Origin of the sequence: Oceanobacillus profundus (assembly GCF_003515705.1) — a bacterium.
GTDB classification, from domain to species: Bacteria; Bacillota; Bacilli; order Bacillales; family Amphibacillaceae; genus Oceanobacillus; species Oceanobacillus profundus.
On the sequence record NZ_QWEH01000008.1, the window covers coordinates 78,070 to 92,618 of the forward strand.

12 protein-coding genes and 1 other RNA gene are annotated in these 14,549 nt (G+C 36.3%); 11 read left to right on the forward strand and 2 right to left on the reverse strand.

Features of this window, described 5'->3' with window-relative positions:
• Window positions 1-234: 234 nt before the first annotated feature.
• The 5 genes from dinG to nth all read left to right on the forward strand — a co-directional run bounded on the left by dinG (window position 235) and on the right by nth (window position 6,972).
• On the forward strand, window positions 235-3,036 hold the full coding sequence (gene dinG / locus D1B32_RS12845; RefSeq protein WP_118889608.1) for an ATP-dependent DNA helicase DinG, 3'-5' exoribonuclease type: 2,802 nt from the start codon (window positions 235-237) through the stop codon (window positions 3,034-3,036).
• Between the two features lie 379 nt (window positions 3,037-3,415).
• Entirely contained in the window at window positions 3,416-3,928 is a 513-nt protein-coding gene (locus tag D1B32_RS12850; protein ID WP_240033788.1) for a cell wall elongation regulator TseB-like domain-containing protein, read from the forward strand.
• A 231-nt stretch (window positions 3,929-4,159) separates the two neighbouring features.
• Window positions 4,160-5,452: an asparagine--tRNA ligase gene (asnS, locus tag D1B32_RS12855; protein ID WP_095309101.1), complete on the forward strand. Its 1,293-nt coding sequence runs from the start codon at window positions 4,160-4,162 to the stop codon at window positions 5,450-5,452.
• Between the two features lie 172 nt (window positions 5,453-5,624).
• Window positions 5,625-6,314: a DnaD domain-containing protein gene (locus D1B32_RS12860; protein WP_095309027.1), complete on the forward strand. Its 690-nt coding sequence runs from the start codon at window positions 5,625-5,627 to the stop codon at window positions 6,312-6,314.
• Window positions 6,315-6,318: 4 nt separating this feature from the next.
• Window positions 6,319-6,972 (forward strand): endonuclease III, encoded by a 654-nt coding sequence (gene nth / locus D1B32_RS12865; RefSeq protein WP_095309029.1) that lies wholly within the window; start codon window positions 6,319-6,321, stop codon window positions 6,970-6,972.
• Between the two features lie 83 nt (window positions 6,973-7,055).
• Here the strand turns inward: nth and D1B32_RS12870 are convergent, their stop codons facing one another.
• Together D1B32_RS12870 and recU are read right to left on the reverse strand one after the other, a co-directional pair.
• Window positions 7,056-9,797, reverse strand: coding sequence for a penicillin-binding protein 1A (locus D1B32_RS12870; protein WP_118889609.1), 2,742 nt, complete (start codon window positions 9,795-9,797; stop codon window positions 7,056-7,058).
• A gap of 18 nt (window positions 9,798-9,815) precedes the next feature.
• On the reverse strand, window positions 9,816-10,400 hold the full coding sequence (recU, locus tag D1B32_RS12875) for a Holliday junction resolvase RecU (RefSeq protein WP_095309034.1): 585 nt from the start codon (window positions 10,398-10,400) through the stop codon (window positions 9,816-9,818).
• 655 nt (window positions 10,401-11,055) lie between these two features.
• Between recU and D1B32_RS12880 the strand changes: the two genes are divergently transcribed.
• The 6 genes from D1B32_RS12880 (at window position 11,056) to D1B32_RS12905 (ending at window position 14,540) form a co-directional block, all read left to right on the forward strand.
• Window positions 11,056-11,253, forward strand: coding sequence for a hypothetical protein (locus D1B32_RS12880; protein ID WP_095309036.1), 198 nt, complete (start codon window positions 11,056-11,058; stop codon window positions 11,251-11,253).
• Between the two features lie 81 nt (window positions 11,254-11,334).
• Window positions 11,335-11,685: a DUF1798 family protein gene (locus D1B32_RS12885; protein ID WP_095309038.1), complete on the forward strand. Its 351-nt coding sequence runs from the start codon at window positions 11,335-11,337 to the stop codon at window positions 11,683-11,685.
• Between the two features lie 57 nt (window positions 11,686-11,742).
• Window positions 11,743-12,144, forward strand: a complete 402-nt coding sequence (locus tag D1B32_RS12890) for a cytidine deaminase (protein ID WP_095309041.1) — start codon at window positions 11,743-11,745, stop codon at window positions 12,142-12,144.
• Window positions 12,145-12,339: 195 nt separating this feature from the next.
• Entirely contained in the window at window positions 12,340-12,648 is a 309-nt protein-coding gene (gene gpsB, locus D1B32_RS12895; protein WP_095309043.1) for a cell division regulator GpsB, read from the forward strand.
• An 82-nt stretch (window positions 12,649-12,730) separates the two neighbouring features.
• An RNA gene (gene rnpB, locus D1B32_RS12900) (RNase P RNA component class B) lies at window positions 12,731-13,104 on the forward strand.
• A gap of 308 nt (window positions 13,105-13,412) precedes the next feature.
• Window positions 13,413-14,540 (forward strand): THUMP domain-containing class I SAM-dependent RNA methyltransferase, encoded by a 1,128-nt coding sequence (locus D1B32_RS12905; protein ID WP_095309045.1) that lies wholly within the window; start codon window positions 13,413-13,415, stop codon window positions 14,538-14,540.
• The last annotated feature ends 9 nt before the right edge of the window (window positions 14,541-14,549 follow it).

Consider the following 14,549-nt stretch of genomic DNA (forward strand, 5'->3'; position numbering starts at 1 on the left):
AAACCTTCTTAACCTCAGCAACAGTTAGTAGTTGACGTTGGTAGAAATCCTGCTATCATTATTATGGAGCTCATTATTCTGTAAAAGGTATGGGCATACCACTAAGTTAACAAACTCTTATCAATATATACGATAAGAGTTTTGCTATTAATAAATAAAAGGTCTGAAAAAATCGAATGAATTTAATGAGAATAACATTTAGATAAACCGGACTCAGAAGGTAAGGTGGATCAGGTGAATAAATTTGTCGTAGTTGACTTGGAAACAACAGGGCATTCTCCTTTAAAAAATGATAAAATAATTGAAGTTGGTATCGTTGTTATAGAAAATAACGAAATCACGGATACCCGTACAACCTTATTTAATCCAAAGATACCAATTCCACCGTTTATTTCTAATTTAACCGGGATTTCTGATCGTGATGTGGAAGATGCACCGTTATTTAATGAGAAGGCTGATAAAATAGTTGATATTTTTAAAAATAGTTATATAATCGCTCATAATGTAAAATTTGATCTTGGTTTTTTAAACACAGAACTTGCAGCTAATGGAAGAGATCGATTGACAAATCCAGTTTTAGATACGGTAGAGCTTTCACGAATACTATTTCCTCAAGCACCTAGTTATAAACTTGGACAGTTAGCGGAACATTTGGATATTCATCATGATGACCCACACCGAGCACTGTCCGATGCATATGTTACTGCCAAGTTATTTTTAAAACTGATGGACAAATTAAAGACTTTACCATATGAAACGATTGCCCAATTATTAAAACTGGAGAAACTATTTATTTCCGATCTCCACGAAATTTTGTCAAATCGAATAGATGAATTGGCATTTGCAACTACCGCACCTGAAGAGCTAACAATTTATCAAGGTCTTGCATTTAAAGAAGCAACGGAGACAAAAATAGAGACACCTAATTTAAATCAGTCCTTTGGTGAATATCTTGATGGAATTTATGAAACAAATGGTTCTATGGAGAAGCAGATGAAAGGGTATGAAAAAAGAACTGGTCAACGTGAAATGTCAGAATTAATCTTTGACTCCTTTCAAGCGAACTCACATGCATTGATTGAAGCTGAAACTGGAACAGGGAAGTCGCTGGCATACTTAATTCCTGCAATTTTTGAAGCGGTAAAGTCAAATCAAAGGCTAATTATTAGTACATATACTACACAATTGCAAAGTCAATTGCTGGAAGAAGAGATTCCTGCTTTAAGAAGGCTGATTGCCATTCCGTTTCAGGTAGCACTCCTAAAGGGAAAAAGCCACTATATTAGCTTAGAAAAATTTGCATATGAGTTACATGATAGTTCAAACGACAACTATGATATTGCGTTAACAAAAGCAATGCTACTGATATGGTTAACGGAAACAGATACTGGAGATATTGACGAAATACAGTTACCATCCAGTGGATATTTTTTCTATCATAAAATATCCACGGATGCAGAAGGAAAGGTAGAGCCTTTCTCTCCATGGTACTCAAAGTCCTTTTATCAGAAAGCCCGCAGAAAAGCGCAAAAAGCTGATATTGTGATAACGAATCATGCATTACTATGTACAGATATGTTCAATGATTATCAATTCTTACCAGCATATGAAAAAGTAATTATCGATGAAGCACATCACTTTGAAGAAACTGCATCACATCATTATGGAATGAAACTTGATTACAACAATATACAATTTACCTTTAATCAGATCGGCCGGACGCATGATGGTAAATTATTTAGTAAGCTTGTATCGAGTTATTCATTGACAGATGTGGATGTTCCACTAGAAAAATGGGATCACCTATTTGATCAGGCAAAATATGAAATTGATGACTTATTTCAAAGCTTATATCAATATGTAGTGTCTCAACATAAAAACAATAAATTATTAAGTGATATCGGTAGATTACAATACCGACTTGATGAAGAAAAAGAAACAGGACAAACATGGGATGCAATTCAAGAAATGGTAACAAGGCTTACATTTTTTATTAGAGATCTTATTCATGTCCTTGCACTTATGGAACAGCATTTAACGAAAAAGAAGATAATGGACAAATATGATAAAGAAGAATTAGATGGAATTACGAACACATTTGAGGACTTTATTGATCGATTGGAACTGTTTTTCTTTATTGAAGGAAACGTTCCACATGTTAAATGGATTGAAATTGATACAAAAGGCACCAAAAATGTGGTTTATTTATATAGAGAGCCAGCAGAGGTTTCAGAACTACTTGCTAATGATTTTTTCCAAAGTAAGAAAAGCGTTATCTTGACAAGTGCTACATTGACGATGAAGAACTCATTCGATTACATTCAGAAAAGGTTAGGGTTAATTACGGATCGATTAATAACGAAGAAAATAGCGTCGCCTTTCTCCTATAAGAATCAAGTTCAATTACTTGTTCCAAATGATTTTCCAGATATTAAGTATGGAAACATTGATGATTTTATTTACGCTACATGTGAAGCAATATTGTCTTTGGCTGAAATTACCGAGGGTAGAATGCTCGTCTTATTTACATCGTACGATATGTTGAAGAAATCCTATACACTTTTAAAAGAAACGATTGATACAGGTAAATATGTCTTAATTGGACAAGGAATAACGAGTGGTAGTAGGTCAAGACTAAAAAAGAATTTTCAAACCTTTGATCATGCGATTTTGCTTGGAACAAGTTCATTTTGGGAGGGTGTTGATATACCAGGTGACGATTTGTCGTGCCTCGTGATCGTTAGACTTCCATTTCAGCCGCCAAACCATCCAGTGTTTGAAGCGAAGTCTAATCTGTTAAAAGAAGCCGGAAAAAATGCATTTATGGATTTATCATTACCAAATGCCGTTATTAAATTTAAGCAAGGATTTGGCAGGCTTATCCGTTCATCAAGTGATAGAGGCATTGTTTTTATTTGTGATGCCCGTATCATTAAAACACGGTATGGCAAATATTTCACAGACTCAATACCAGACGTACCTATTTCGTTTAATTCCACACAAGAGTTACTGGATAAAGCAGAAGAATGGTTTTAAACAACAACAGCGGGAGCCTGTAGCGGTATAAAGGGAAGAGGGAAGTCTCGCTCGCAGGAGAGGGACGAAAAAAACTACTGATGTTATTACACCAGTAGTGAGTGAAGATGTGATATGGGTTAGGTTTTTTTGGTCAAATTAACAAATTAAAGCAAAGTCTTCGACTACTGGATTATTGTAGTTGTGCTTTTTAATTCGACGTTGCTTTTATTGTTTACATCCTTACAAGAGCTATGTATAGTAAAAATATCTAAAATAGAAACACAATTGTTGGAGGGATGTTGATGAATCAATATACAGTAAGTTTATTTTCAAATACTTTTGTTGATTGTTCGCATCATAAAGTTAAAAATTCAATCTATAGGCTGAGTTATTAATAATGATGAATAAATCAAAATGGCTATTATGGAGCTCATTGACCTTACTTATTATCCTTATTGCATTAGGTATTTATGGTATCGTTCTCTACAATAACTTATATGATAGCAAGACAGCAGGATTTGATGAAACAAGCAGGCAGATCCTAAGTCAAACGTCTATTACAGAAATAGAAAAAATTGAGCAATATAATGGCTCGGCGGCTTATCATGTTTTATTTGGAAAAAATGATGCAAATGAAGAAAAGCTTATTTTTTACCCGCTCGAAGGGAATGAAAAAAGCTTGACAACGATTGACAAATCTGAAATATTGACAGAGGAAGAAATCATTGAAAGATGGCAAGCAGAATGCGATAGCTGTGAGCTCATCAAGGTCACACCTGCATTGGAAGAAAACGAAGCATTATGGGAAATTGCCTATAACGACATGAATGATGATTATGTGCTTGACTATAAGTCCATCTATGATGGATCCGACGTCCATATGTATCGCTTTAAAAGAATGTTTAATTAGTGCTAAACCCACCCAGCGTTCTAAGACGAGCTATTTATCACGCATTACCTCAAAGATTGAGAATAAAAAATGTAAAGAAGAAGGATAAAACAGCTCGTAAATTCCTGACTCTGTACAAGGGCCTGTGGCTCTCCCTTGTGGTGCTAACATTCAGTGGGGAGGAAAGAAAGCCTTCACTGAATGAGTTTCATTTTATGGAAAAACATTTTAGTATTTGGAGGAAATATAAATATGAAAACAACTATTTCACAAGCAGCAAAACATAAAGATCAAGAAGTAACAATTGGTGCTTGGCTTACAAACAAACGATCTAGTGGAAAAATTGCTTTTTTACAATTACGTGATGGAACAGGATTTATTCAAGGAGTAGTCGTAAAGAATGACGTATCAGAAGAAACGTTTCAACTAGCAAAAAGTCTTACGCAGGAAACCAGTATGTATATTACCGGTAAAATTGTTGAGGATACAAGATCTTCTTTTGGCTATGAACTACAGGTTAGTGACATTGAAGTTATTCAGGAAGCAGTTGATTATCCAATTACACCTAAAGATCACGGTACTGAGTTTTTGATGGATCACCGTCATTTATGGTTACGCTCAAAGAAACAACATGCTGTGATGAAAATCCGAAATGAAATTATTCGTTCAACATACCAATTCTTCAATGAAAATGATTTTGTAAAAATTGATCCGCCAATTCTTACAGGATCTTCAGCAGAAGGAACAACTGAATTATTCCATACGAAATATTTTGACGAGGAAGCATACTTATCACAAAGTGGTCAACTTTATATGGAAGCAGCAGCAATGGCGTTTGGTAAAGTATTTTCATTCGGACCAACCTTCCGTGCAGAAAAATCGAAAACGCGCAGGCATTTAATTGAATTCTGGATGATTGAACCAGAAATGGCATTTGTCGATCATGAAGAAAGCCTAGTAATTCAAGAGAATTATGTAAGCTATATCGCTCAGTCTGTACTGAAAAATTGTAAACTTGAACTAGAAGTTCTTGGACGAGATACAACCAAATTGGAAAATATTAAAGCACCATTCCCTAGAATTACGTATGATGATGCGATTGAATTGTTAAAAGAAAAAGGCTTTGATGATATCGAGTGGGGAGAAGACTTTGGAGCTCCGCATGAAACAGCAATTGCTGAAAGCTTTGATAAGCCTGTGTTCATTATTAATTATCCAGCAGCGATTAAAGCATTTTATATGAAGCCTCATCCAGAACGCTCTGATGTCGTCCTTTGTGCAGATTTAATCGCACCAGAAGGCTATGGTGAAATTATTGGTGGCTCACAGCGTATTGATGACTTAGCATTAATGCAGGAAAGGTATGAACAGCACGGACTGACAGGACCAGCATATGAATGGTATTTAGAATTAAGTAAGTATGGAAGTGTACCACATTCTGGATTTGGATTAGGTCTAGAACGTACGGTTGCCTGGCTGTCTGGGGTTGAGCACGTAAGAGAAACGATTCCATTCCCTAGATTGCTTAATCGTCTATATCCATAAGCAACCCTTAAAATCCCTTGCAAAATTATAAGCAAGGGATTTTAATTTCTGTTTAAGGACTTGCTGGTCTGTCTTGTGGTGCTTACAATTGGGGGGATCCTACTAAATAAGCTCCACTTTATGTTAGAATATACCTTTCATGCTATACTTAAAATAGAGGTGCAGACAAAACATGACAAATAAATTTTCATTACAACAAATTATTCTCAATCAATTACAGGTACCAATCGAATTGCTTTCTAAGTATAAGCAACTAGGGTTAAATGAAAAGGAAGTAATGCTTGTTCTTCAATTACTTCGTTATCTACAAATTAGAAATGATTTTCCTACACCGTATGAGCTTTCTCTTCATGTAACAATGGATGAGCAAGAATGTGCAAACTTATTGCGAAAATTAGTCAAAAAAGACCTCCTTTCCATTGAAAAAAAAGAAAATGAAAGTAAGCAATTGAGTGAAGCTTACTCGCTGGATCCCCTTTGGGAAAAGCTATTTTCAAAAGAAGAAATTCAAGAAGAGCATTCGATTGATACGATTGGTACCATATTTATTGTGTTTGAACAAGAATTTGGAAGACCATTATCTCCTTTTGAGATAGAAACAATTAATGCTTGGATTGATGAAGATGAAATAACCCCAGCATTAATCAAAGCTGGCTTACGTGAATCTGTGTTAATGGGGAAGCTTAATTTTAAGTATATTGACAGGATACTTCGAGAATGGAAAAAGAAAGGGATTCATTCTGTTGATCAAGCTCGTAACGCAAGCAAAAAATTTCACCTAACCCAATCAACTTCCAATCAAGAAAATATACCAAAACGCGACACATCATTCTACTATAATTGGCTAGAGGAGGAAGATTGAGACAATGTTAACGAAAAAGCAAATAAGATATTGCCTTGATGTCATGGAGGAAATGTTTCCGAACGCAGAAGGAGAGCTTGTCCATTCCAATCCATTTGAACTTGTTATCGCAGTTTTGCTATCTGCACAATGTACAGACAAGCTTGTAAATAAAGTAACGGCAAACTTATTTAAGAAATATAAAAAGCCAGAGGATTATCTTAACGTGACACTTGAAGAACTGGAACAAGATATAAAGTCAATTGGGCTTTACCGAACGAAAGCTAAAAATATAAGAAAGCTTTGTCAAGTTTTACTCGATAATTATAATGGGGAAGTACCACAGACAAAAGAAGAATTAATGAAGTTAGCAGGAGTAGGAAGGAAAACTGCAAATGTAGTTGCTTCCATTGCATTTAATGAGCCAGCAATTGCTGTGGATACACATGTCGAACGGGTTTCCAAACGGCTAGGTATATGCAGGTGGAAGGATTCTGTGATCCAGGTAGAAGAGACGCTTATGCGTAAAGTGCCAAGAGATGAATGGAGTGTTACACATCACCGTATGATTTTCTTCGGGAGATACCACTGTAAGGCAAGAAACCCAAATTGCCCAGAATGTCCACTGCTTGAGCTTTGTAGAGAAGGGCAAAAACGAATGAAAAAAGCGATCATGTAATTTTAGGGAATCGAAATGAATAATTTGCTTTAAATAACGAAAAAAGAGGTAAACTTTGCTAGTTTACCTCTTTTTCGTTATCGTTATTCTTCAGATTCTTCCTGGTCTTGCCCTTGGTCTTCTCCTTCACCTTGTCCTTGATCTTGGTCTTCTCCCTGACCTTGGTCTTGTTCAGGCTCTTCTTCGTTTTCTTCCTCTTCAGGCTCAACGCCTTCGTTTTCTGCTTCATTTTCATTAGCTTCTTCTTCCGCAGGGACCTCAACAGTGGTACTTTGAGAATCACCACGAGTATTATTCGCCCCAATTGGGGTAACATTAATTGTGTAGGTTTGTCCTGGTGCTGCACCACTGATTTCAATTCCATTCGATTGAACAGTTTGTGTCTGACCGTTTACAGATACTTCAAAGGACGCATCTGGTCCGTCATAGTTCCAATTTACATCAATGATTGAAGATGCTGCAATATACTGTGCTGTTAAGCCGCTAACCGGCGGGATATCTTCCTCTTCATTTTCTTCCTCATCTTCTCCTGGAACTGTGACAGAGGTAGTACTTGGATCACTTTTCATGGAACCATTTACTGCGACAACCTGTATTTCATAAGAAGCCCCTGGTTCCACTTCAGTAATTTCCATTGATGTATCTTCTGTAGAGGATAGGTTTTGCATTTGACCACCGTCTACACTTGCGCTTACTTCAAAGCTAACGTCGTCATCAGCACTATAATTCCACTCAACCTGAATGGCGTTCGATTCCTCATCATAAACCGCGTTTAAGCCGGAAACTGAATCTAATTGATCGAATTTCTCTGATGTTTGTTTCGGCTCTGTTCCTTTCACAAATAACTCGGTAATTTTATCTGAGTCTGGTGTATACTCACTCGGTAATGCAGGTGGGTTAGACCCTTTCTCAACGGTAACCTCTACAACCGAATCGGGTTTTGCAAAATCAGGTGTTTCAATTCCTTCGGATATTTTTTGCATGGTGTTTTTAAATAATGCCTGCGCGATACTTGTATCATTTAATGGTGCCCGCTTTCCATCTTCTGTATAGCCGCCAGTCCAGGCTGTAATCGTATAATTGGTACTATATCCAGCAAACCATGAATCTCGATTTTCGTTTGTCGTACCAGTTTTACCAGCTACTGGAACACCAGGTACATTTGCTGCTGTAGCAGTACCACTCGTAACAACTGATTTTAACATATCCGTAACCATATAGGCTGTGTAATCGGACATTGCTGCAGTTGAATCTGGAGTTAAATCAACTACTCTTCCGTCTGGGAATTCAACACTTGTTACGGCATAAGGCTCTGTATAAATTCCTTGATTGCCAAATGCATGGAATGCTCCAGCTAATTGAAGTGGCGTTACATTTGTTTCAGTTCCACCAATAGCATCTCGAATGTTCATTTGATCATTAGGGAATTTGATTCCTAGTCCTTCAGCAAATTCTTGTGCCTTATCAATTCCAACTTCATCCAGTAACTTCAAAGTCGGTACGTTCAAGGATTGGTTCATTGCATGGCGCATTGTGATCCAACCAGCATGGCTTCGATTCCAGTTTCTAACCGGAGAAGAACCAGCAATTTCATATGGTGCATCATCATTTAGTTGATGATAGGTCGAAAGCTTATTATATTCAATAGCTGGACCAAATGACATAATCGGCTTGGCTGTTGATCCGATCTGACTACCATCACGAATGGCGTAATTGAATCCTTGAACTCCTTCATTATTTCTGCTACCACCTATCGCCTGAATGGCACCACTTTTTGTATCTAAAACAGTCATAGCTGCTTGCATGTTATCATCAGGATAGTTGATCGGATTCTCCTCACTGTCCGTAAGTAAAAATTCTACGTATTCCTGTGCTTTTGGATCTATTGTCGTATAAACCTTCAAGCCATCTGAATAGATATCTGCATCGCCGACTTTTTCTCTAACCTCTTTATCTACCTGTTGGAGGAATGCTTCATACGGTGTTGGGTCTGGACGAGATTCAACCAATAGGGAGGGGATATCTACCTCTCTAGCTTCGTCAGCTTCTTCTTCTGTAATTTTCCCATGTCTAACCATTAATGTTAGCACCGTATTCATTCGCTTTTCTGTTAAATCCGGATTTTCAAAAGGATTATATGCAGTTGGACGTTGGGGTAAACCGGCTAGTATGGCCACTTCTGGTAACGTTAATTCATGTAAATCCGTTTTACCAAAATAGTTTTTCGCTGCCTCCGCTACACCATATGCTCTGTTACCGTAAAAGACTTTATTTAGATAGAATTCTAAGATTTCTTCTTTGGAATATTGTCTTTCCAACTGTAATGCCAGCCATTGTTCCTGTACTTTTAAACTTATTTTCTTGTCAGGTGGTAAAAATGATTTCTCAACGACCTGATGCGTAATTGTACTAGCACCCTGGGAACCAAAGCCGTCCGAAATATTTGCTAATACTGCGCCGCCAAGTCTTCGTAAGTCAATACCTGAATGTTCAAAGAACCTCGCATCCTCCGTAGCAGTTACTGCGTCTATTAATTCTTGAGGTAAGTCTTCATAAGATACTTTTGTTCGTTTTTCATCTCCACTTAGACTTGCGAATTCTTCCCCATATTTATCATAAACAGTAGAGGAGAAAGTATCTTCTAATTTTGTTGGATCCAATTCTGGAGCTGTTGCAATCCAATACGCCCCTAAGGCTGCGCCTCCTACTCCTAGTAATAAAAATATCAGGAGAAAGGAAAATAGTACTTTCTTCCAAATAGGTTTCTTTTTCGTTTTCTTCTTTTGTTTTCTTCTAGCTGCTCGACTCTGGCTATTATCTGCCATCGTTCAATACCTCCGTCTCTAAAAATAAAGCTTATCTATAATCGATAAATAATCAATACGCTTTTGAAAATGGAATGGAATTAAAAAGCTTTCCTGCTGAATCTTTTCATAAGAAATAGATTTTTTCCCATTATTTAATTTGTCGTTCCAAAACTGGAAAAGTTTCTTTGCCTCTAAAAAATATGTTTCATCATAGGTTGCAAACCGAATAATAATAAAGCAAATCCCGCCTTGATTAACAATTGCTTTCATATGTTCTATCTGGTGATCATGTATGTTCGCTAACGGAAAAAGCGTTTTGTTTTTTGTTTCCTTTGCTTCAAAGTCAATATATTTACCTTGATAAATACCATTATAATCTGTAGTAGAAGCTTGCTTAAAATATGCTTCTGTAATAACAGCTGCACTTCTTTTTGGATAATTGACATTTACAATTTGGACAGGTGTCGGTTTTTTGTGAATGACTGCTTTACCTGTATCAAGATAAAATTGATTCGTAATATTAATATCCTCTTCTAAGGACATTCCTCGGTTGCTAAATGTATTTTTATCTTGCTTTATCCTAACTGGCATCAGTTTTTTTTGCCCATTTGGATAGTTCAAAAGATATTCCCTCCCAACATATGAAAGTATAATATCAGAAAAAGAGGTAAATGATAACTTTAAACCACAAAGAATAGCTTATTTTATTTGTATCGCATGCAAATAAAATATGTAGCTAGTACTTTATTATATCATGATATAACAATTTAAAACCGACCACATTATTGACAATTTAACGATTGTTTCGTCAGACACCTTCCATTCTTTATTGTACATAATTTCACAATTGATTCAAGTTTATAACAGTGATAAGAAGAAATATTAATGTAACGATAGGGATTTTTGTATGGGTAGAATAACAATTTAATTTCTCCAATAGTAATGTAAGTATGTAAAAGGATTTGTGTTGATAAACCACACAAATCCTTTTACATACAATAATTATTTTATTTAAGTAGATGGGCGGTTTGGTCCATTCAGTTTCTTATCACCAGTTTTTAATGATTTTTCTTCACGACCAGCTGCATTTTTGCGTGCGTTCTTCGATTGTTTCAACCATAACACCTCCTTTGGTTCTAGTCTGTCTCATTTTAGTGAAAAAATAACCCTTTACACTAGTTTTGTAATATTGCTTCTAGTTTTGTCGAAGGAGAAGGGGAGTAACCTCTCGTTGGAGAATTGTAGCATTATCAAATAAAAAATTAAGGGTGATATTATGTCCTATCCTTTAAAAGAACAAACTGGTATTAGCAAGAGTAAGGCACATCATACACTACAACAAATGGAGAATCAGTTAAGACTTATTGATCAAAAACTAAAAGTGCATGTGGACCGCGAAGTGTGGATGCACTTTCAAAATGAGATTCATCAAATTGACTTTACCAAATCGTCAATTGAGAAAATGAGGGCCTGAAAGAAATAGATGCCTTCTTGACATAAAAATGGTAAAGTAGGGTATAAACAGTTATAAACAAATTAAAGGCGGAAATACAGCATGGAATTAAAAAAACAAACAGAAAGTCTGAAAAATCATCTCAACCAGTTAAAGGAAAGATTTGAGCATAATGAGGCACCTGCAGACAGCCGCGATAAGGCATTTTTTTTGAAAGTAAAAGAAGAAACTTTGCCAGTGTATACATTGTTGGAAGAATGGGAAGCATCTGCATTAAAAGTTGTTAAAAATAGAGAAGCAAAAGTGCATCCCCACCAAATAACGTCAACAAAAGAAAATATGGAACTTCTCTTAATGCACAGTTATTATATTGATGCACGTAGAAAACGATATATGGAACTATATACTTCCATTTTGTATGTGTTTGATTTACTGTTAGATGATATACCGTAATATATATTTCCTGGAAGTAACTTTAATAACTTGTAATAAAGCTAAAGGATGAGTGGAATGTCAACGAATAAACTAATTGAAGAAGCAATTAAAATAAGAGAACGCGCTTATGTCCCGTATTCAAAATTTCAAGTAGGTGCAGCATTGCTTACTGAATCAGGGAAAATTTATACTGGATGTAATATTGAAAACGCAGCATATCCTGTTGCGTGTTGTGCTGAGCGTGTAGCAATCTTTAAAGCTATATCAGAAGGAGAGACAAAGTTTCAAGAGCTAGCTGTTGCAGCGGATACTGCAAGACCTGTTCCACCATGCGGGTCTTGTCGTCAAGTAATGAGTGAGTTCTTTGACAAGTCGATGCCAATTCATTTAACAAATCTAAAAAAAGAAATAAAATCGTTTACCATGGAAGAATTACTGCCATTTTCGTTTGAAACGAACGATTTACTTAAAAATTAAAGAATATTATACCTACTAAAGGTAGTCATTTTTCCTTATTTACGAAAAATAAAGGAGACTGATATTCAGTTTCCTTTTTTATGGTATAATAAAAATATAATTTCGGTAATAAAGCTTCTTTTGATTCATACATTTATAATTGAACCTAATTAATTCTATTAAAAATAGTATAGATGAAGATCATGAGGTGATGAGATGAGTATAAATCGAGTTCAACTTAGTGGAAAAGATATTTTGGAAAAGGATTTTAAAACAGCAATGCGTGGATATAATCAAGAAGAAGTTGATGAGTTTTTAGATATTATCATACAAGATTATGATTTGTTTAAGCAAGAAGTCGACCGATTACAAGCCGAAAATGAAAAACTCAGAAAAAATTCTACTGACCAAACAAGATCAAGAGCACCACAAGCTACTAGTCAAGTTAATTATGACGTATTGAAACGTCTATCTAATTTGGAAAAAGCAGTTTTTGGTAAAAAATTCGTTGAATCAGGTGAATAGTTTTTATCGAGGTTTAAAGCAGTTTTATGCAGTTGTTGAAAAATGTTCACAGGTATGATATGCTTATACGTACGGTAATTAAATGCTCATGTAATCGCTGCATATAAATGCAGAGGAAAGTCCATGCTCACACAGACTGAGATGTCAGTAGTGTTCGTGCTTGATGAATTCATAAGTCAAGGTAGCTTTTATGCTAACGGCAGAAAACATTCCTAAGTCAAAAATGATATGGAATTATTCTTTAAAGTGCCACAGTGACGTAGCTGGAGTGGAAACACTCTGGGTGGAACGAGGTAAACCCCACGAGTGAGCAACCCAAATAATGGTAGGGGCATCCTTTAGTAGGGAATTCAACCGAAACAGGGACAAGTTTTAACTTGTAGATAGATGATTACAACCGGAGTACGAGGTTGACCACCGTTTGCAGTACTATGGTACAGAACATGGCTTATCGAGCATTTAATGGTCTGATTACGAATAGAAACCTTTCTTTGCCGGTATCGGTATAGGAAAGGTTTTTTTATTTTTAAGTTCTAGAAGTTGTTTGAAAAAGCCTGGAAAAAATGACACATCGAGAACAGAGGACTTTCGACTAAGTATCGACACGTGCTAGTGTCGGCGCTGCAACAAAGCTTTTCGATAGGGCGAGTAATCGTAGTCCTAGAACGTTGTGTTCTTAGCCACCTTGGACCTTTTTATCCTCCTTTTTGAATGCACACTAATATGGTAAACTAGGACTAACTTAAATTGAAGGGAATAGTTGGATGCAAAAAGTAACATTAATCGCAACTGCAGCAATGGGTTTAGAATCAATAGTTGCACATGAAGTAAAACAATTAGGATACGAAGTAACTGTAGACAACGGCAAAGTTATATTTGAAGCACCACTTTCAGCTATACCGCGCTGTAATTTATGGTTGCGCAGTGCTGACCGAATTAAATTAATTGTTGGTCAATTTAAGGCTACAACATTTGATGAGCTCTTTGAAGCAACGAAAGCATTACCGTGGGAATATTATATCGCAGAGGATGGCCAATTCCCGGTCTCAGGTAAATCTGTGAAATCAACGCTATTTAGTGTGTCTGACTGTCAAGCTATTGTAAAAAAGGCCATTGCAGAAAGATTAAAACTAAAATATGGCCTGGCTACTAAAATGCCAGAAACAGGAGCTTTCTATAAAACAGAAGTTGCGATATTAAAGGATACTGTAACATTAACAATCGATACATCAGGTACAGGCCTTCATAAACGAGGATACCGCGTTGGACAAGGTGAAGCGCCGCTAAAAGAAACATTAGCAGCTGCACTGATTATGCTAACGAACTGGAAACCCGAATATCCGTTGATTGATCCATTCTGCGGTTCCGGAACAATTGCAATTGAGGCGGCCCTAATTGGACAAAATATTGCACCTGGCTTCAATCGGGAGTTTGCTTCAGAGGATTGGACGCTTGTAAGAAGAAAGCTGTGGGATGATGCTTTTGAAGAAGCAGAAGACAAGGCAAACTATGACCAAAAGCTAATGATTACAGGCTCAGACATAGACCATAAAATGATCCAAATTGCTAATGACAATGCAATCGAAGCAGGGCTAGGAGATCTGATAACCTGGAAGCAGATGCAAGTAAGTGATTTAACTTTACGCCAGGAGAATGGATATATTATTAGCAACCCACCATATGGTCAGCGTATTGGGGACCAGGACATTGTTGCAGAGATGTATCGAGATTTAGGAAATATAATGAAAAACCATCCGTCCTGGAGCGTTTATATCATTACTGCCTTTGAAGCATTTGAAAAACATTATGGTGCACAGGCAACAAAGAAAAGAAAACTATTCAACGGATTTATCCAAACGAATTATTATCAATATTTTGGTGGAAAATTATGAGTAAATAAA